We start from the raw sequence: 19,135 nt of genomic DNA, 5'->3' as shown, positions 1-19,135 counted from the left end.
GACAGTTTTCCGTCCAGGTTGACCTGTTTTTATGTGCAATTATAAATTCTTCAACTCTGCTGCAGTTGGATAAGATTTTTGAGTGCCTTTTCTTGTGACCGTCACCGCCGCATAATCATTGGCGTGTTGGAGGGCTTCAGAAACGGACTCACCCGCCACGTAGTAATGGGCAAAGGCACCAATGAATGAATCACCAGCGCCGGTCGTATCAACAGCATCAACTTTGTGAGCGTCAATTAGTTTGAAATCGTCCTTGCAAACCCAAAGGACCCCACGAGAACCAATCGTCACAATGAGATTTTCGACACCCTCATCGATTAATTTATGAGCAGCTGCCTTAATCTCATCGATACTTTCTACTGGCATACCCGTGATGGTTGAAAGCTCAGTTTCATTAGGGGCATAGAACTGCACTTGGTTAACAAATTCCCTGTTAATTCCCTCAACGGCAGGAGCTGGATTTAGGAGAACGGGAACGTTGGCTGCACGCGCAATTTCAATCGCCCTGTAATTCGTTTCCAGCGGAATTTCCTGCTGAAGGACAATTAATTTTGAGGACTGAATTTGAGATTTGAATTGGTCAAGTGCGTCTGGTGTTAACTCATCATTGGCACCCTTCACAATAATAATTCGGTTACCAGATGTGGGTTCAACGAAAATTGGGGCAACGCCGCTATTGGCCTTACCGTGAATAATCATATCCGTTTTGATACCATTTTCTTGATAGTTGTCGAGTTGTTGCTGGCCGAATTCATCAGCACCGACCGCCGTAATCATGGCAACATCGGAACCAAGGCGGGACGCAGCAATTGCCTGGTTAGATCCTTTACCACCAAATCCCATTGAGAAAGAGGGGGCACTGATTGTTTCGCCCTCTTCGGGCATCCGATCAATATAAGTCATGAGGTCAATCATGTTTGAACCAATTACGGTAATATCTGCCATTTTGTATTCACTCCAAGTTAAAATTTCATTACTGGTAACGCTTACATTTTAGTATAAACTATTTTGAAAACGAAATGGTCAATTATTGAAAATTAAGTAAGAAATTTATCAAAATGGGAGCGACAGGCTGAATATGGTAAACTGACCCCATAATCAATTTGAAATAGGTGAGTAAATGGTTAAGCAGGGTAAATTTTCGCGAGTTAGTTCCCAGAAACAATTAAAAAATCGAATAAAACAGAAGAAACAGGGAAACAGGCGAACCATCGCCGACGAAAAGTTGGAGGAATTTGTCCTGGTTCGTTACGGGCTGACGCTTAAAAAGAACCTTAATAAGCCTTCACAGGAAACAATGCAACGGTTTTTAATGATTTGGATTGAAACCGGACAAACGATTGAGTCCCCGAAATGGTCAATTCAACAACTGACGAAGACGACTTTGCAACGAGTCAATATCCGCGTTCCCTGGCAATTTTTCAAAGAGATGGCTGAAAATTGGGGCGTCGTTCAGCACTTCATCGTCAAGGAACTTCCGGCGGTCCCACTCGCCCAGCGCATACTAGTGACGGATGAGTTAGATAAGGTGGGGATTCAAAGGCTGATCTCTGAGCAGCTAGCGGTAAACTTCTTCATTGATACGTTCCAGGAGGACGCAAAGCGGTTAGCTGGCGTGACAACGGAACAGATTCAGCAACTTCAATCGAGTTTCTTGATTGATGATCAGATAGACTGGCAAAAAGTCCAGACCATCTTCGATCCATTGGGCTATGTTCGTAACACCAATGATGATATTTCGACGCAAGAATGGTTGAAACAGCTCGCACAATCCTAAAATAAAAGCACGAGAATCGCTGATTTATGAGCGTTTGTCCGTGCTTTTTTGTGTTGACACCAAATGAGGTAATGGTATATTAAAATTAGTTTTCTAATATGATTTTAATAATTGAGAGAAGTGACGGACTTGTTTGACTATGAATATCAACAGTTCGCATCAAAGCGAATGCCAGTTGTTGCACGAAACGGGATGGTTGCGACGGCTCAACCATTAGCTGCGGAAGCTGGCTTAGAAATTTTGAGACAAGTTGGAAATGCGGTGGATGCTGCAGTTGCCACTGCGGCCTGCTTAAGTGTTGTGGAACCCACCACTAATGGCATTGGCAGCGATTGTTTCGCCATCATTTGGATGAAGGGCAAGCTCTACGGCCTGAACGCAAGTGGTGTGGCACCGCAGTCAATTTCGGTTGATAAATTAAAAAAAGCTGGCTTCGACCAGATGCCAACTTACGGTTGGGAGCCCGTCATGGTTCCTGGAACGCCGGCTGGATGGGCAGCGTGTTCCAAGCGTTTTGGCAAATTACCATTGACTCAAGTTTTGGCACCGGCAATTAAATATGCAGAGGAGGGCTACCCACTTAGTCCGCAGCTTGCAAAACTTTGGCGCAATGCGTCACGTAAATTTAAAAAGGCGTTTCATGGGCCACTTTTTGATGAATGGTTTAGGGTGTTTAATCCCAATGGTGAAATTCCAACTGCAGGGGAAATGTGGCGGTCACCTGATCACGCAAAAACGTTGCAGGAAATTGCCGAAACGGGCGCTGATTCATTTTATCATGGGCGTTTGGCAAAGCTGATCAGTGATTACGCCGCCAAAACTGGCGGTTATTTGAGCTTTGAAGATTTGAACCAGTATGAAGCGGAGTGGATTAAACCACTTAGCGTTGACTATAAGGGATATGATGTGTGGGAATTACCACCAAATGGCCAAGGAATGGTCACTTTGATGGCCCTCAATATTCTGAAAAATCTTGATTTTCCAACGCCTGACCCAGTTGAAAATTTGCATCGGCAAATTGAAGCCATCAAGCTGGCGTTTGCGGATGGGAAGCAATACATCACCGATCCACGTGATATGGGCGACCAAGTGGCGGCCATGCTCAAGCCTGAATACGGACAAGAACGCGCAAAATTGATTTCCAAAACCGCCTTGCAGCCGGAACCAGGACGGTTGCCAAAGGGTGGCACCGTTTATCTCTGTACAGCGGATGGTGAGGGGAACATGGTTTCCTGGATTCAGAGTAACTATATGGGATTTGGGTCTGGTGTGGTCGTTCCTGGAACGGGCATTGCCCTGCAAAATCGTGGGGAGACCTTCTCATTTAACCCTGAAGATGCGAACGTGCTGGTCCCTGGGAAACGGACCTACCACACTATTATGCCAGGGTTCCTGACTAAAAACGGTCAAGCGGTTGGCCCGTTTGGCGTGATGGGTGGGTACATGCAACCACAAGGTCATTTGCAAGTTGTCACAAATTTAATCGACTTTAACTTAAATCCGCAAGCGACATTGGATGCACCGCGATGGCAATGGCTTGAGGACAAGAAAGTGTTGGTAGAGAAAAGTCTCTCACAGCCATTAGCTGAGGCATTACAACGACGGGGTCATGAAATTTCAGTGGACTTAAGTGGTGGCGCATTTGGTCGTGGCCAAATCATTTTGCGTAACCCAGAAACGGGTGTGTTAGTTGGTGGAACGGAACCGCGAGCTGATGGCAGCGTGGTCGGCTTTTAGCATTGTTTTGGTAAGGCGGCAAGGCTATAATGAAGCCAATAAATGAGATGGAGTGATGACGGTGGCACATCAATTTACGATTACGGAACCATTTCGGGATATTTTTCCGGAGGTGCAATTGGCAGTTATTACCGTTCGGGGAATCGATAATCATGATAACGGACAGGTACCGGCGCATTTGCTAGCGGATGCGAATGATCAAGTCGAGGACTTAATTCCCTATGAGCCAATTAGCAAGAACCCGTTGATTCATGAATGGCGTGAGGCTTTTTCAAAGTTTAAAACGAAAAAGGGTGCTCGTTTTGCCGTGGAAAATTTATTGAAGCGGGCAAAAAAGGGACATCCAGTTCGAAGTATTAATCCGATAGTTGACTTATATAATACAATTTCGCTCACTTATGGGTTTGCAGTTGCCGCTTTAGATGAGGACAAAATTAATGGCAACATGCAGTTAACGGTGGCGAAGGGTGGTGGGCCGTTTGTCGCAATTGGTGAATCGGAAAATGACCCGGCGTTGCCCGGTGAAGTTATTTATCGGGATGATGTTAACGTAACGAGTCGTTGCTGGGCCTGGCGAGATTCGGAGGTTTCCGAAGCAACTGAGGATTCCACTAATTTTCTCCTGTACATTGAGTGCCTAAAGCCGGAGTGGCAGGAAACTCATCGAAAAGCCGTAAAAGAACTAACTGATAATATCAAAACTTATTTAGGTGGCGAAATAGCGGTACAGTTGATTACGAAGAACAAGCCGACGATTATGATTAAGTAGAAATAGGGGACTCAGTCATTTGACTGAGTCCCTATTTAAAATCTATTTTCTATCCAATTAAGTTCTGTTTTACAATGTTTATTTCTGGAAGTGGTTGTGTCGGATCAGCTTCCGAATCGTGCACCATTTTAATAATATCATCTTGAGCAGGCACTTGAAGAATGGTTTGGTCTTGACTGGAAGCAAAGCAGATGTTTTTGAGACGGTAATCAGCGGTCATGCCGTTGTTGATAATCCCAATCATTTCTAGAGCTGCCTGACCTGTCAGGAAAAATTTCTCTGGAGTAGAGAAGCGCTGAAAGGCGGCACTACCAAATTGGGCAATGCTTTTTTGGTGCTCCGGATCATCCAATAGAACCTTATAGCGAATGGTGACTGTTTCTTTAGTTATTTTATTATTAAAGTTAATTCGATATTCCTTCATCTTTTATTCCTCCAAATCGGTCTTCTTACGTAATGCTATCATAAACAGTTGTTTACGACCAATTATATTAACAAGCACACTATTTTCTTAGAATTTGTATTTTATTTGTTAATGGTATTTACGAATTATGGAATAATCGGTATAATATAAGTAAATAACTGGTATTATTTTAACAAATAATTAAAAACTGTTCGCTTTGATAATCAGGGGCTTATTGAGGGAGGAATATCAATGGAACCACACAGTTCAGCGGAACAAGAACAGTTTTATAGTGAAATTCAACAATTAATCAACGTTCGAAAGCTTGTTGTGACGGCTTCTAACCACATTATGGACGAAGGCGACATTTCCCTTAATGATCTGGCTATCATTAGCGAACTGGCAATTGATGGTGCAATGACGGCTTCCAATCTGGCCAAAAAAACCGGGATGCAAAATTCATACATTTCGACTAAAATATCGAGTATGTTGAAACAAAAACTACTGACAGAGCATACGGTCAGTGGTAATCGGCGGCTTCGAATTGTCGATTTAACGAGTACTGGTAAACATTTATTTCAGGATTTGTATCAAGCGTTTCCAGAAAAGTACGACACCCTAATTAAAAATCTTGGAGATTTATTAGATAATAAAGCAAATTAAAGGATTGGTGCTTATGAGCTTCAATCCTTTTTTGATTTTTGCGACGCTTTCTGCTATATTTATTAGAAAACAATGAGAAAGGCGGCATGCACATGCAAATTCGGATAATGGAACCTAAAGACAACGTTGCCATGAAGCATATCCTACAAGCTTGCTTGCGGGATGCCCATTTGGATAAACCGGGGACGGCTTACTTTGATCCGCAACTAGATGAGCTGGCGGAATACTACGAAGAATTACCGCACGCGGCCTATTGGGTTGCCGTGAATGAGCAAAAAGAGGTTGTTGGTGGCTGTGGCATTGGTCCACTAGACCGAACTACCGGAATTTGTGAGTTACAAAAACTCTACATAGACAAGCAGGCAAGAGGGCAAGGCTTGTCAAAAAAGTTGCTAGAAAAATCAGCAACTTATGCGCGGCAAGATGGGTATCAGAAGATGTACATAGTGACGGATAGTCGGCTACCGATTGCAAATAAGTTATATCAAAAATATCAATTTGAACAATTAAAGCAGCCACTACCACAGGACCTACATCCTGGATGTGATACCTGGTATTTTCGAGATTTAGATTTAACTGTTGGCAAATGAAATTGACATTTAGTTTGTCGGTTACTATACTGAAATTAACATCTAATTAGAAAAGCGTTGAAGAGAAGAGTAACTAAGTAAAATTTGAAAGCGACCTTGGTTAGTGCGAGCAAGGAAATTTTAGTTGGTGAAGATGAACTTGGAGCTGATGAGCGGTGTTGCTGCTCATCCGGAATTGGCCGTTATCCATTTTTGAGGCACGTTAATTCGTGCGAACAAGGGTGGTAACGCGATGCATTCGCCCCTTAACCGATTCGGTTTAGGGCGGGTGCTTTTTAATTGGATGAATAAGAGAACGAAGGGTGATATAAATGGCAAAAGTTGAAAGTTTTCAATTGGATCATACAAAGGTAAAGGCACCATACGTACGTTTAATTACGGAGGAACACGGTGAAAAGGGCGACTCAATCACTAACTTTGACCTCCGTCTTGTTCAACCAAATGCCAATGCAATTCCTACTGCAGGGTTACATACAATTGAGCATTTGCTTGCTGGTTTGCTACGTGACCGAATGAGCGGCGTTATTGACTGCTCACCATTTGGCTGCCGGACTGGCTTCCATTTGATCATGTGGGGCGAACATACGACTACTGAAGTTGCCAAGGCCCTCAAGGGTTCTCTTGAAGAAATTGCCAACGTTACAAAGTGGGAAGATGTCCCTGGCACTGATATTACCAGCTGTGGTAACTACCGTGACCATTCATTGTTCTCTGCTAAAGAATGGAGCAAGAAGATTCTTGATGAAGGTATCAGCAACAAGCCTTTTGAACGAAACGTCATTTAAATTTTAAATAGCAAAAAGCGGCACATCTCAAGTCGGGGTGTGCCGCTTTTTTTGGCCTAAAGTAAATTCTTGCTATAGGCGTTGTTCATAATTGATTGGGTTTCAGTAAACTCGTTTTCATCATGTAAAACAACCGTGATGATTCGGTTGTGACCCGATTTCTGGCCAGTTCCGACGAAACAGTAACCTGCTTTTGGTGTGTAACCAGTCTTTAACCCGTCAACTTTCAGAGAAGATTGATAGTATTTACGACCGGAAAGCATGTTGTTGTAGTTGTAAAGTGTCTGTCCGCTTAAAGTCATTGATTTAACTGAAGCTGTGGTTAACGTACTTGGGTAATCAGTGATCAAATGATCAGCAATTAAAGCGACGTCCTTTGCTGAGACCATGTTTGCGTCAGCACCACCAATTGAGTAACCGAAAGCCTTCAAGTCTGATTGCTCTAAACCAGAAGAAGAAACGAACTTCGCTTTACCAAGATTCCAACTCTTCGCTTGCGCGTTCATCATTGAAATGAATTTCTTGTTAGCAGTTGGAGTAGAGCCACCAGCAACCCACTGACCCAGCGCAATAGCAGCATTGTTTGAAGAATCGATTAATGCGGCGTCGTACAATTGTTTAACGGTGTATGACGACTTTGTAAATCTGAAGCCACCACAAGCAGAATCCTTACCCATGGCAACTAAACCGGAATAATTGGTTTTAACTTTTGAACTCCATGAGTAGCCAGAACCTGCGACCTTTTTATCAACTAAGTACAGGGTCATTAATTTTGAAACGGATGCAATTGGGCGAGCCGTGTTAGCACTCTTTGACCAGACAACCTTATTGTCGGTGGCATCGTATGCGACCGCATTTTTTGCATATTTGACGTTAAACGGTGCAACGCCCTTAGTTAAATAACTGTGCCAAATAATTCCTGACTTGGTGCCGGCGCCATTCTTAACTTGGTAGTAAATGGCGTTCTTACCATTATGTTTAAGGACGACTTTCTTGGTTGCGTACCAAGTCGTGTTGGGGTAGCCCTTTAGCGTAGCAACCTTTTTGGTATGGCTGGCGTTGTAAACCGCTCCAGTTGTACTCTTTTTATGATAGGCGGTTTTAGTCATTGTTGTAGATGAAACAGTTGAGTATGTAGATGCGTTAGCTGTTTGAGCAGTATAGGTTATTCCAGAAAGTGAAACGACCGCAACGCCCATTAATGTCATTCTTTTTAGTAAGTGCATAGTAAGCTTCCATTTAGTATTTCCTCTATTTTGCCATGGATTCGTTCAAAAATATTGAATGTCATTAAATTGTGATGATTAGTAAGTTTTCTGTAACCTATGTTGCAAAAAATGAAAGCGCTTATTCCATTATGATTAATAGCATGGTATTATTATTCTGCACAATACTTATGTGCAATAACTGTGCAGGCGGATTACTTATATCTGGGGGGATAGTTATGAAAGTAAGAAGTTTTTGTTGGATTCGTGGACTTGTTGTCGCTGTATTTGTTGGTTTAATGTTATGGGGAGTAACGTTAAACCATGTAAGTGCCGCAACCGCGGATCCAACGGGGGAAAGTCAGTTAGTCAGCGAGTCGTCAATTTCGACCATAGAAGGTAGTGAAGCGGTAGCTGAATCCAGTGCATCTAGCGCTTCCAGCTCATCGGGGGAACCCGCTGCGGATTCAAATGGTGAAGTTGTGCAGGATCAATCTAAAGCAGTTGTAACTGAAGGTTCAGAAAGCCAGAAAGCTCCGGCAAAAGCCGCAAGAGCTGCTGTGGCCCCTGTACCTGAAGCTAAGGCTGCTGAGGAAGACGCGTCAAAAACAATTACCGTTACAAACGAGCAGGAAGTTTTGGATGCCATTAAGCGCATTCCGACCGATAATTCGGCGTACAAAATTGTTTTAGCAAACGATATGTCATTTACTGGTGAAGTTAAAAGCATTGCCGGACAAAACATTACGTTTATTAATCAATTAGATCCAATTAAATTGTTATTGACCAATACGTTTAACATCGTTAAAGGTTCTACCGTTAATTTATTGGGAAATCAGATTCATGGCATTACGATTTCGCCGACTGAAAATTTCAATATGGCGTCCGTGCCCATTAGGGTTAACGGGACATCGAGTATTGAAAACACAACGGTCACTGGGTTTTCGTTAGTCACCAAAGCTTTGAATCGAGCACCCATCGTTGTTCTTGGTGGGAACTTAACACTGAATAATCAGGGTTATGTTTTTGCAAATTCAGTGGTCGATGCTTCAGGCAGCGGTGGCGTCTCATTTGCCGCCGGTGGCGTTCTCGTTACATACGAGGGAACATTCACAATTAATAAAGGTAGTGATGTTGAATCAAATTACGTTTGGCCATTTGCTGAACAAGGAGTGGCCGGCGGTGTTGGCGTTCATAATAGTTCACACTTCATTATGAACGGTGGTCTCATCTACAACAACATGAGTGATCAAGCTGGTGGTGTGAGCGTTGGGGACCTTGTTCGAAGTACAGAGGAAGCTCCCTCGACATTTGTCATGAATGGGGGCGTCATCAAAGGAAATACCGGTTGGTCGCATTCTGGTGGAATCAACATCTATGGAAATGGTGACGTGACGATTAATGGTGGCGAAATTTCTAATAACATTGCTGGCTATTATACTGGCGGTTACGTTAATCCTTATGCAGTTGGTGGCGGGATTTCCGTCTCCACCGGTTATGTACCAGGAGCTAGTTTATCGTTAGCAAATGCAAACAAGTACAATATCGCGAGATTAGTCATTAATGATGTCCTAATTGATGGCAACAAAGCTGCCGGTCCTGGTGGTGGTGTTTATGTTAATTCAGATAATGTCACAATCAATAAAGCTGAGATTACGAACAACGTTTCAGCAGATCATGGTGGTGGGATTTATCTGAGTATTGCTGAATACACATTGCGTCTCGGTAACGCCTTAATCACTGAAAACTCAGCAGTAGATGGTAAAACCTCCTATTGGGATGGTATTCACCCACTCGAAATTGGTGCCGGTGGTGGTGTCTGGTTCTGTCCAACAGCCGATGCCGAAATTCGGGTAACGGATGGAACTGCTATTTTTGGGAACACCGCCTTAAATCAAGGTGATGACGTTTCGAGCGAGTCTAAATACGCTAATGCAGCCCTCTCGTTGGATAACCGAATTCTTGGTGGCGGTTCAGTTGATTGGTATCATGATCGGGATGGGAGTCAAACGGATACACCGGTCACAGTTGAAAACGAGTCAGGTGAAATTTCATTAAAATCAAGTGTCCTATCGGCAGCACAGACACTTGCGGCTAGTTTGGCCACGGTCATTATCAAAGGCAACTCCGCAGTTCGTGGTGGTGGCGTTGGTTCAAATGGGTCCATCTACTTTGGCGAAACAACCGAATCAACCATTGATATTAAAGCAATTAAGCAGTGGGATACAGATGGGTTAGAGGTCAAGTTGCCTGATCAAGTGACAGTTAATTTGACGCTTGATGATCCAACGAATCCATTAAATGGCCAAGTGATCGATACGGTTACTTTGAACGAGGCCAATAATTGGCAAGCTAGTTTTCTTAAATTACCAAACAACATTAAGTACAAGGTAAATGAAACAGTAGTCGAAGGGTTCACGACGAGTGATTCTGGATTACAGTTGGTAAGCGATAGCCGCTTTGAAATAACGTTTACAAATAAAGCCAATCCATTACCAATCATTCCTGAAGTTCCAGGCAACCCTAGCAACCCTAGTACTCCTGAAACACCCGTAACGCCGGAAGTTCCAAGTGTTCCGGAAACGCCCAATACTCCAAATACTCCGGAGACGCCAAATGTTCCTGGCGAACCGGCAGTCCCTGAGGAACCTGCTACACCAGATCCAGAGACTCCTGCAAAACCAGAAACACCTGCTAAGGCTAAGGTACCAACGGCCACAAAAGCTTCTAAGCCAGGAATCAAAGGTGATGTAAAAGTTCAAAAGAGCTCAGTATTGCCGCAAACCAATGCCGCTAATTCACTTCTAAGTTTAATTATTGGCTTGATGATCTTAGTTTCAACGCTAGGTTTCGGACTTTTGGTTACAAAGAAAAGTTAATAAAGCAAAAAAACACTTTCGGCGTTATGATGGGCTCTAAAAAAGTTAGACACTTATATTAATATTTTTAGGCTGTAAGGGCTTGATTCCTAATTTCGATAGGAGTCAGGCCCTTACTTTTTCTAGAAATTCGCACGTTGTTGAATCTTGAGATGTATTTAGCAAAAGCTTGCTTAAATTCTTCGACTGATTTGAAATTTTTACGCCAGATGAATTCTCTTTTTGCTAAACTGAAAAAACTTTCCATTGGTGCATTATCGAGACAATTTCCCTTACGGGACATACTTTGAGATAAACCAATTTCTTTTAACTTATTTTGATATCCATCTAATTGGTATAAGGTCCCCTGATCACTATGGAGTACTGGAGTTACATCTTCAGGCAAGACCTCTTTTAGCTGATCTAAACACGCAATTACTTGGGCAGCATTTGGTGAGTTTCGTATGTCAAATGCTAATACTTCTTTACTGTACATGTCGATAACGGCGGACAAATAGAGTTTAGTACCAAGTATATTAATTTGGGTAACATCGGTCGTCAGTACATCGTACGGCTGTTCTACAACAAATTTAAACGACTTTTTCTGTTTGATGACATATTTTTCTCGAACTATATTTTTAGCAACTTTTCCTTGTTCACCACGATACGAAGAAAACTTACCAGATCTTGTCCAATAGCACGTAGGCATTAAATCCATGCTGCGCATGATTTTACGAACCGTATCGTCATCATACGTAAACTGCATTTTCAATAGTTCTACATGCATTCGACGATAGCCATAAGTCTCCTCGCTACCATCGTAAAGCCATTGGATGACATCTTTTACTTCACGATATTTATCATCGTGGGAATGCTTTAAATGATAATAAAAAGTTTTGCGATTTAATCCTACAACTGCTAAGAGGACCGTTAGGTCGAATTGCTGCCTTAACGATTGTACTACTTGGGTAAGTTGTTCTTTCGTCGTCTTTTCTTGATCGCTAAGGCTTCTAATTTTTTTGAGACGGCTAGCTCCATTTTAGCTGTCTGAAGCTGTTGCTTTAGTTCCAAATTCTCTTGTTTCAACGCATCTAATTTATTTTTCGGGATTGCTTTCTTTTTTATCATTTGTTTTGATGGCCTTCCTCGTTTGGCTTGTAAGGCATCAATGCCATGTTCATCAAATTTCCTTTTCCACTGATAAATCAAACTGGGCTCCACATCAAAATGAGCACCTGTTTCATTGAAACTTAAGCCATTAGTTAACATGTAGTCTAATATATTAACCTTATCTTGACCACTAAAACTTCGTTTTGCCTTTTTGGATGCCAGTGCTGACATTCCATTGATTTTTGCACGTTGGACCCATCTGACAATGATTGAATGATTCAGGCCATTCATACTTGCCAAATCTTTATAACTATAATTACCCTCTAAATACTCATTAACAATTTTCATTTTAAATTCTAAAGTATATTTTGACATACAGAAAAGGACTCCGATTCAGTTAGATTTTTGTCTAACTTTATCGGAGTCCTTCATTATTCCGAAAGTGTTTTTCGTATTTATAGATTAGGTTAGTACCAAGCTGGTTTGTCACCGTCAGTGTTAGGTTTGTTTAGCCCAACTGAGTGACGAACCTCTTGGGTAGGAGACTTGACCAATTTGTAGACAAAGTCAGCGACACTCTTACGGGAAACTTCAGTCCCCTTAAAAGTATCATCTCTTTGAGTCGTTTCGTATGCCACTTCATCATGATTGGTTAACCATGCTGGTCGAATGATGGTGTAATCAAGATCGGAATCTTCCAAAACCTTGGCAGCAGCCGCATAGTTTGTAATGTAGCTTCCAAGGGTCTTGTTGTTCCACTCACCAAATTTGCCAGGGACTTCATCATAAATTCCAAGGGTTGAAATCCAAATGAGTCGTTTGACGTTTTGCGCGTCTAAAGCCTGTACAACGGCCTTAGCTTGATCTTCAATATTACCACCAGCCAAATTGGCGTAAACAACGTCAACGCCTTTTACAGCGGCAGCTAAGGTTGATTCGTCAGTGACGTCGCCCTCGATGATTTCGGCGTCTTTAGTGTTAGCACTATCCAAACGTGAGGCGTTTCGTAAGAACAGTTTGACTTTTAAATCACCGTCAGCAAAAAACCGATCCTCAGCTAATTTGGCAATTTTACCGTTTGCTCCAAGAACTAAAACAGTTGTCATTAGAAAACCTCCTGTGCATATTTTTGATTACTATTTAAATATAGAAGTCTTAAATTGACATATCAAGGATTCATAATTGTAATCTATTTCACATTGGGACACAAAAAAAGACCCGCATCTAGCGGATCTTCATGAGTTTATTAATTAGTTTCATTCTTTGCTTCTTCACCTTGTTTTGACTTGGCAATGGCTGCTTCTTCGTTTCCATGGAACTTCACAAAGTAAAGGATTGTCATAAAGACAAGGAAGACAACACCGACGATGATTGGAATCCGAGTTTCTGGATTAACAAACATGAAGACCAATGTTAAGAGCAGGAAGAAAATAGTGACGTAATTTGAAATTGGTGAAAATGGCATCTTGAAGGGGTGTTCATCCATAATGTCCGCATGGGCTTTTCGGAAGTTGATTTGACTGATTAAAATGACAAACCAGGGAATCATTCCGGGAAGAACACTTGAACTATAAACTAGCACAAAAATGTTGCTTGCTTTAGGCCAGAAAATTGGAATTAAGAAATTCAAAACAACTCCTAAGAAAATTCCCAATGAAATTGAAATAACGGACCAGTATGGAACGCCATGACGATTTAATTTGAGGAAGCCCTTTGGTAATTCGCCTCGGTTAGCAAGGGTAAATGACATCCGACTTGCACTGTAGATACCGGAGTTTGAGCCAGAAAGAGCGGCAGTAACAACCACGAAGTTGATGATTGAGGCAGCGGCTGTGATACCGATTTTGGCAAAGGTTTCAACGAATGGTGAACCAATAGCGTTGAGCTTATCCCAAGGGTAGATTGAAACAATCACAAAAATAGCACCAATATAAAAGATGAGGATTCGAGCAACAGTCGACTGAATTGCTTTAACAAGCGTGTGACGAGGATTCTCAGCTTCACCAGCTGTAACCCCGATTAACTCGATTCCTTGATAAGATGCGAGAACAATTGAAAGAGCAAAAATGAAGCCTTTGACGCCACCGGTGAAGAAACCACCGTGAGTCCACATGTTACTAATACCAATTGGGTGCATGTGATTACCAATTCCGAAAATAATGAGTCCCAAGCCGGCGATAATCATTAGGACAATCGTCACAACCTTGATTAATGCAAACCAAAATTCAAGTTCCCCAAACATTTTAACGGAAATCAAGTTAGCCAAACACAAGAAAGTAATCGCAATGAGACCTGGGATCCATGCAGGCAATCCTGGCCACCAAAATTCCATATAACCACCAATCGCAATCATTTCACTCATTCCAACGACAATAAATTGGAAGATATTGCTCCAGGCAGTTAGGTAGCCAAAGACGGGATGCATGTACTCGGTGGCAAACTTGGAAAACGAACCGGTATCCGGATCGACATACAGCATCTCACCGAGAGCCCGCATGATTAAGTATAAAAATATTCCAGCAATTCCATAGGCAATTAAAACGGAAGGGCCGGTCCACTTGATGGTGGAGGTGGACCCCATGAAGAGTCCAACACCTATTGTTCCACCGAGGGCGATCATTTGCATCTGTCTTGCGCTTAATTTTCTTTGCATAGCCTTAATTTCCTTTCTCATTTAATTATAATAAGATGTTCATTTAAATATTTACTCGTAAAGTCGGACGAATGATAAATATAACAACGAAAAAGCGAGCGAAAAATTCATAAAAATTTAAACGAATATGAGAACATGATACATGAAACTTCTTGAATGAGCAAACTGGATTTGGCCAAAAAGCGATAATTTGACCCAAAAGTTTCCAAGCGGGTTGATTCAAGTTACAATTAACAACAACTAAACTAATGAAAATGGGGAATGAGCATGCGATTCTTACATACCGCCGATTGGCACATCGGCAAAAAGCTTCATGAATTTGATTTGGTTGACGAGCAACAGGATGCCTACCAACAAATTGCTGAAATTGCTAAGGAAGAAAAAGTAGATGCCATCGTCATCGCAGGGGATTTATATGATCGGAAAGTACCTAGCGAAGAATCAATTAATCAATTAGATGCGATGATTTTAGATTTAAATTTAACTAGAAAATTTCCAATTTTAGCGGTAAGTGGCAATCATGACAGTGCGCCACGATTAGGAAGTGGAAGCCATTGGTATGAAGCGACCCATTTCTATTTGCATACAACGATTGCGCAGGCGTTAACGCCAATTGAAATGGCAGATACGCAATTCTTTTTATTGCCCTATTTTGAACCCTTTCAAGTTCGGCACTTTTTTGAAGATGACAGTATCCAAAACGTTCAGCAGGCGATGAATCGGCTTGTCGCTGAAATGCAGAAAAAATTTGATTCAACTAAACAGCATGTTTTAGTGGCCCATTTTTTTGCTGCAGGCAGTCAACACGTTGATTCAGAAACGACCGTTGAAGTCGGTGGATTAGATGCGATTGCCGTTGATTCCATGGTCGCATTTGATTACGTTGCATTGGGGCATTTGCACGGAAAGGATGCCTTGCATGCCGAAGCGGTCAAATACAGTGGGTCACCCGTGAAGTTTTCCCTTTCCGAGGCCAAGCAGCAGAAGGGCGTTTGGATAGTTGATACGGCCCCCTATAACGCCAAATTTGTGCCGATTAAGCCTAAAAAGGATATCGAAATTTTGACGGAATCATTTGCAACCCTGATTGATCCGGCCTATTACGAAAAAGTTAACCGCTCAAATTTCATTGCAATCTCTTTGACGGATGTTGATGTGATCACGGATGTGATGGCGCGGTTACGCAAAATTTATCCCTATATCATTAACTTGGATCGGAAATATGGCATCCAGGATGTCGAAAGTCAGAAGCGAATTGATCCTAATTTAGATCCGATGACGCTTTTGACTGATTTTTACAACCAAGCAACTGATTCACGAATGTCGAAGGATCAGCAGAAATGGGCTGCACAGGCGCTAACCGCCGCTAAGGAGGATGACGAATGAAACCACAAAAGTTAGATATTCATTTCTTTGGTCCGTATCGAGATCAACACGTTGATTTCACGGTATTCAAGGACTTTCCCGTTTTCCTTATCAGTGGTAAAACAGGTGCCGGGAAGACCACACTATTTGATGCGATGTGCTTTGCTTTATTTGGTGAAACCTCTGGAAAAGAACGAGATGGTAAGCAAATGCGGGCTGATTTTGCCACCATGACTGACGAAACAAGTGTTAGTTTTACCTTTACCCACGAGAGAAAGACCTACGTTATTGAACGAAAGCCGGATCAGTTGATTGCTAAGAAAAATGGTAGTGGCGTCACTGATCGTCCCGCAAAAGTTGAATTAACGGTGTTCAAGGACGGCGAGGAACTTAATCAATTAACCAAAATTAACACGGTGAATGATTACATTCGAAATTTGCTACAACTATCGGCAAGTCAGTTTAAGCAAATCATTTTAATTCCTCAAGGAAAGTTCCGCGAATTTTTGACTGCCTCAAGTGGCGATAAAGAGGTTATTTTACGCGATTTATTTGGGACAGAACTGTTTGAAAATTGGGCCGAAGAACTTAAAAATTTACTGGCGGATAAGAAAACGGCAAATGCTGATATCGAGCAGCAATTAGGCACCTATCAGAGCCAACTTAAATGGACCGACGAAAATAAGCAACAGGCGCAAGAAAGTCAATTGCCAACAGATGTTTTGAAGCTGATGGCCGAGCAACAAACGACTAGCCAAACAAATTTGGTGCAACAAAGGGCGGCTGTTAAAGCGGCGGAAGCAAAGGTCACAGGCCTGCAAAAAGAGCTCACTGAGGGACAAAAACTAACCGAGCAAATTCAACAGTTGGCCCAGTTGGCTGAAGCCCAAACGAAGCTTGATGCACAATCGGCGCACATCAATGAAGTCAAAGCGCAAATTGAAGATTTACGGTGGGCCCAATCATTGCGTGGCCATGCAGAAAATTGGCAGCAAGGTCGTGAAGAATTGGTTGCTTTACGCAGTCAATTGACTCGTAGTCAGGAAAAGCAGCAGCAAACTGCTGAATTTTTGAAAAAAGCCCAACAGGATCAGGCTAACTTAACTGTGCGGCAACCTGAAATGGATGCGGTCACGAAACAGATTGGTCAATTGGAAGCCGTTCGGGATCATTACGATTCATTGGCCAAGACTGAGACTGAATTAGCTCAAGCAAAGGTGGATTTAACTAGTTTCACGAGTCAAAAAGCCACATTAAATGAGAAATTAGTCACGGAACAGACCCAGTTAACAGCGCTAGAAACTGCGATTGGAAAAGAATCTGGCCTTCTCAAACAGCAGGCAGATTTAAAACTAAAGCAGCAACAGCTAATCAATTTAAAACACCGAATTGAAGTTAGGGATGGCCTAGAAGCTAAGCTACAAATGACGCTTGAACAAGTTGGCAGTGCTAAGGCTGCTGTGACGTTGAGTCAAACGCAAAATGATGAGCGAAAAACGCAGTATGACACGATTAATCAAAAGTGGCTTGCTGAAGAAATATCCCGACTTAGCGCACAATTGACGCCCGGAGCCCCTTGCCCCGTTTGCGGATCGACTGATCATCCGGTGCCTGCACCGACGGCTACCATTGACGTTAGTGAAGTTCAGGTTAAAAACGCCAAAGCCGAATTTGATGAAAGTACCCGACAATTGGGACTCAGACAGCAGGAATGGCAGGCGCTGGAAGCGACGGCAAAGGAACAACGACAACAGCTAAATGACGCCGCGATTGCGTTAAATGACCAAAATAAGTCCAACACAACGGATAAAGCGCAAGTAGGTGAAGAAATATCCCAAGTTGAGAGTGACCAAACTGTGCTCAAAACGGAACTAGGCAAAATTTCAAAAAGCAAAGAAACCAGTATCACCAGCAAATCACTGCTGACAGAGTTGCAGTCACAGTTAGATTCTTGTGACCAGCAATTAAATGATGCTAATTTACGTCAGGCGCAATTGCAAACGCGGAAGATTGAGTTAACGAAGCAGCTACCAGCCGATTTGGTAACTGTTGATGCTTATCAAACGAAACTTTCGGAATTAAGGACCAGTCGAACGCAATTTGATACGGATTTAAAAGCGGCCAATGCAACTGTGGAAAAGCAGCAGGTCGCGTTGACTCAATTGGCAGCGGACGTTAAGAATGTCACGAGTCAACTTGAGAAACAGGAAAAAACCAACGCTAGCTTGGAACAGGAGTTAAAGGCGGCGACGGTCGAGAAACTTCATTCAGATGATATCGGGCTGTTACTCCAGTTGATCCAAGAGCTGGACGACCTAGCTACCCTGAAAGCAGAAGTTGATCATTTTAGTGAAAAGCAAAGTGAAATTAAGGGACAAATCAGGCAGGCAAAAGAGGCAGTTGGCAATCAGAAACAGCCAGATTTAGCGCTATTGACGAAACAGCTGGCGGCCATTAAAGAAACGAGTGAAGGGGCGCAACAAGCCTATTATCACTTGGAGCAAATGATTGAGGTTAATCAAGAATTAGTTGAAAAAATGCAGGCACTCATGAATCAGCAGCGGACTCAACTTGAACAGCTCAACAAATTAGCTGAATTGAGCGAAGTGGTGAATGGTAATGGGAGTCAACGACTGAGTTTGGAACGATACGTTTTACAGACTTACCTGCAACGGGTCTTATTTACAGCAAATGCCCGTTTAACCAGTTTGACGAACGGCCGCTACCGGTTTGAATTAGCGACCGAACCAGAATCTGGCCGAGGTAAGACGGGACTCGGAATTAACATTTATGATGATAATGTTGGAAAGCAACGGAGTGTTAACACCCTTTCTGGTGGTGAAAGCTTCATAGCGGCTCTGGCCCTTGCACTTGGGTTAGCAGAAGTCATTCAAAATCAATCTGGCGGCATCAAGATTGAGGCCTTATTTATCGACGAAGGGTTTGGTTCCTTGGACGAAGATGCACTTGAACGGGCTATGGAAACGCTGCAGTCGATGGAAAGTAATTCACGGATGATTGGCATTATCAGCCACGTCAAAGAACTTCAGGATCAAATTCCGGGACAATTAATGGTGACGCCTAGTGGCAATGGGGAAAGCACCGTTAGTTACCAAACTGAATTTTGATTTTTTATTGACAACTGGAAAAAGAAAGCCTATTCTTTGTGACAATAAAATAGTTCGCTCATAAAACCAATGAAGTGGAGATCAAGATCGTT

At 42.5% G+C, this 19,135-nt stretch carries 16 protein-coding genes and 1 other annotated feature; of the genes, 9 read left to right on the top strand and 7 right to left on the bottom strand.

Annotation, left to right across the window (positions count from 1 at the left end; translation table 11 throughout):
- Positions 1-39: 39 nt before the first annotated feature.
- A complete protein-coding gene (gene rbsK, locus FGL90_RS03395) occupies positions 40-945 on the bottom strand; it encodes a ribokinase (protein ID WP_010619290.1) in 906 nt (301 codons plus the stop codon).
- 175 nt (positions 946-1,120) lie between these two features.
- Between rbsK and FGL90_RS03390 the strand changes: the two genes are divergently transcribed.
- The 3 genes from FGL90_RS03390 to FGL90_RS03380 all read left to right on the top strand — a co-directional run bounded on the left by FGL90_RS03390 (position 1,121) and on the right by FGL90_RS03380 (position 4,283).
- On the top strand, positions 1,121-1,777 hold the full coding sequence (locus FGL90_RS03390; RefSeq protein WP_147656879.1) for a hypothetical protein: 657 nt from the start codon (positions 1,121-1,123) through the stop codon (positions 1,775-1,777).
- 120 nt (positions 1,778-1,897) lie between these two features.
- Positions 1,898-3,514, top strand: a complete 1,617-nt coding sequence (locus tag FGL90_RS03385) for a gamma-glutamyltransferase family protein (protein WP_404814662.1) — start codon at positions 1,898-1,900, stop codon at positions 3,512-3,514.
- 61 nt (positions 3,515-3,575) lie between these two features.
- A complete protein-coding gene (locus FGL90_RS03380; protein WP_225423049.1) occupies positions 3,576-4,283 on the top strand; it encodes a B3/B4 domain-containing protein in 708 nt (235 codons plus the stop codon).
- 49 nt (positions 4,284-4,332) lie between these two features.
- On the opposite strand, the gene FGL90_RS03375 is transcribed toward FGL90_RS03380, so the two are convergent.
- Positions 4,333-4,707, bottom strand: coding sequence for a hypothetical protein (locus FGL90_RS03375; RefSeq protein WP_147656875.1), 375 nt, complete (start codon positions 4,705-4,707; stop codon positions 4,333-4,335).
- Positions 4,708-4,938: 231 nt separating this feature from the next.
- Here FGL90_RS03375 and FGL90_RS03370 point away from each other — a divergent pair, with 231 nt between their 5' ends.
- The 3 genes from FGL90_RS03370 to FGL90_RS03360 all read left to right on the top strand — a co-directional run bounded on the left by FGL90_RS03370 (position 4,939) and on the right by FGL90_RS03360 (position 6,724).
- On the top strand, positions 4,939-5,349 hold the full coding sequence (locus FGL90_RS03370; protein WP_010619296.1) for a MarR family winged helix-turn-helix transcriptional regulator: 411 nt from the start codon (positions 4,939-4,941) through the stop codon (positions 5,347-5,349).
- 92 nt (positions 5,350-5,441) lie between these two features.
- Positions 5,442-5,939, top strand: a complete 498-nt coding sequence (locus FGL90_RS03365; RefSeq protein WP_010619297.1) for a GNAT family N-acetyltransferase — start codon at positions 5,442-5,444, stop codon at positions 5,937-5,939.
- A 48-nt stretch (positions 5,940-5,987) separates the two neighbouring features.
- Positions 5,988-6,188: a binding site (T-box leader), on the top strand.
- A 62-nt stretch (positions 6,189-6,250) separates the two neighbouring features.
- Positions 6,251-6,724 carry an S-ribosylhomocysteine lyase gene (locus FGL90_RS03360; protein WP_147656873.1) on the top strand — a complete coding sequence of 158 codons (474 nt, stop codon included), beginning with the start codon at positions 6,251-6,253 and terminating at the stop codon, positions 6,722-6,724.
- Positions 6,725-6,780: 56 nt separating this feature from the next.
- Here the strand turns inward: FGL90_RS03360 and FGL90_RS03355 are convergent, their stop codons facing one another.
- Complete coding sequence (locus FGL90_RS03355) at positions 6,781-7,950, bottom strand: serine hydrolase (protein WP_147656871.1); 1,170 nt, start codon at positions 7,948-7,950, stop codon at positions 6,781-6,783.
- 218 nt (positions 7,951-8,168) lie between these two features.
- Here FGL90_RS03355 and FGL90_RS10550 point away from each other — a divergent pair, with 218 nt between their 5' ends.
- Positions 8,169-10,808: a Cna B-type domain-containing protein gene (locus tag FGL90_RS10550; RefSeq protein WP_263862595.1), complete on the top strand. Its 2,640-nt coding sequence runs from the start codon at positions 8,169-8,171 to the stop codon at positions 10,806-10,808.
- A gap of 67 nt (positions 10,809-10,875) precedes the next feature.
- Here FGL90_RS10550 and FGL90_RS03345 read toward each other — a convergent pair whose 3' ends face one another.
- From FGL90_RS03345 to FGL90_RS03330, 4 genes are all read right to left on the bottom strand, one after another.
- The gene (locus FGL90_RS03345; RefSeq protein WP_076621487.1) at positions 10,876-11,802 is read right to left on the bottom strand and encodes an IS3 family transposase; all 927 of its coding nucleotides are present in this window, start codon (positions 11,800-11,802) and stop codon (positions 10,876-10,878) included.
- Entirely contained in the window at positions 11,748-12,272 is a 525-nt protein-coding gene (locus FGL90_RS03340; RefSeq protein WP_010620867.1) for a helix-turn-helix domain-containing protein, read from the bottom strand. Before FGL90_RS03340 ends, FGL90_RS03345 begins: the two co-directional genes overlap by 55 nt.
- A 92-nt stretch (positions 12,273-12,364) precedes the next feature.
- The gene (locus FGL90_RS03335; RefSeq protein WP_010619301.1) at positions 12,365-13,003 is read right to left on the bottom strand and encodes an NAD(P)H-binding protein; all 639 of its coding nucleotides are present in this window, start codon (positions 13,001-13,003) and stop codon (positions 12,365-12,367) included.
- A gap of 140 nt (positions 13,004-13,143) precedes the next feature.
- Positions 13,144-14,550, bottom strand: a complete 1,407-nt coding sequence (locus tag FGL90_RS03330; RefSeq protein WP_010619302.1) for an amino acid permease — start codon at positions 14,548-14,550, stop codon at positions 13,144-13,146.
- 267 nt (positions 14,551-14,817) lie between these two features.
- Here FGL90_RS03330 and FGL90_RS03325 point away from each other — a divergent pair, with 267 nt between their 5' ends.
- Together FGL90_RS03325 and FGL90_RS03320 are read left to right on the top strand one after the other, a co-directional pair.
- Positions 14,818-15,936 (top strand): exonuclease SbcCD subunit D, encoded by a 1,119-nt coding sequence (locus FGL90_RS03325; RefSeq protein WP_147656867.1) that lies wholly within the window; start codon positions 14,818-14,820, stop codon positions 15,934-15,936.
- On the top strand, positions 15,933-19,043 hold the full coding sequence (locus tag FGL90_RS03320) for an AAA family ATPase (protein ID WP_147656865.1): 3,111 nt from the start codon (positions 15,933-15,935) through the stop codon (positions 19,041-19,043). Before FGL90_RS03325 ends, FGL90_RS03320 begins: the two co-directional genes overlap by 4 nt.
- The last annotated feature ends 92 nt before the right edge of the window (positions 19,044-19,135 follow it).

Origin of the sequence: Secundilactobacillus malefermentans (genome assembly GCF_008033155.1) — a bacterium.
GTDB classification, from domain to species: Bacteria; Bacillota; Bacilli; order Lactobacillales; family Lactobacillaceae; genus Secundilactobacillus; species Secundilactobacillus malefermentans.
The sequence above is the reverse complement of the archived record's forward strand: the minus strand, read 5'-3'. Positions and strand labels throughout refer to the sequence as shown.

Excerpts from the sequence above, each read along its gene's own strand:
- FGL90_RS03335 (WP_010619301.1), bottom strand. The coding sequence starts at position 13,003 with ATGACAACTGTTTTAGTTCTTGGAGCAAACGGTAAAATTGCCAAATTA.
- FGL90_RS03340 (WP_010620867.1), bottom strand. The coding sequence starts at position 12,272 with ATGTCAAAATATACTTTAGAATTTAAAATGAAAATTGTTAATGAGTAT.
- FGL90_RS03370 (WP_010619296.1), top strand. The coding sequence starts at position 4,939 with ATGGAACCACACAGTTCAGCGGAACAAGAACAGTTTTATAGTGAAATT.
- FGL90_RS03360 (WP_147656873.1), top strand. The coding sequence starts at position 6,251 with ATGGCAAAAGTTGAAAGTTTTCAATTGGATCATACAAAGGTAAAGGCA.
- FGL90_RS03325 (WP_147656867.1), top strand. The coding sequence starts at position 14,818 with ATGCGATTCTTACATACCGCCGATTGGCACATCGGCAAAAAGCTTCAT.
- rbsK (WP_010619290.1), bottom strand. The coding sequence starts at position 945 with ATGGCAGATATTACCGTAATTGGTTCAAACATGATTGACCTCATGACT.
- FGL90_RS10550 (WP_263862595.1), top strand. The coding sequence starts at position 8,169 with ATGAAAGTAAGAAGTTTTTGTTGGATTCGTGGACTTGTTGTCGCTGTA.
- FGL90_RS03375 (WP_147656875.1), bottom strand. The coding sequence starts at position 4,707 with ATGAAGGAATATCGAATTAACTTTAATAATAAAATAACTAAAGAAACA.
- FGL90_RS03320 (WP_147656865.1), top strand. The coding sequence starts at position 15,933 with ATGAAACCACAAAAGTTAGATATTCATTTCTTTGGTCCGTATCGAGAT.
- FGL90_RS03365 (WP_010619297.1), top strand. The coding sequence starts at position 5,442 with ATGCAAATTCGGATAATGGAACCTAAAGACAACGTTGCCATGAAGCAT.
- FGL90_RS03330 (WP_010619302.1), bottom strand. The coding sequence starts at position 14,550 with ATGCAAAGAAAATTAAGCGCAAGACAGATGCAAATGATCGCCCTCGGT.
- FGL90_RS03355 (WP_147656871.1), bottom strand. The coding sequence starts at position 7,950 with ATGCACTTACTAAAAAGAATGACATTAATGGGCGTTGCGGTCGTTTCA.
- FGL90_RS03390 (WP_147656879.1), top strand. The coding sequence starts at position 1,121 with ATGGTTAAGCAGGGTAAATTTTCGCGAGTTAGTTCCCAGAAACAATTA.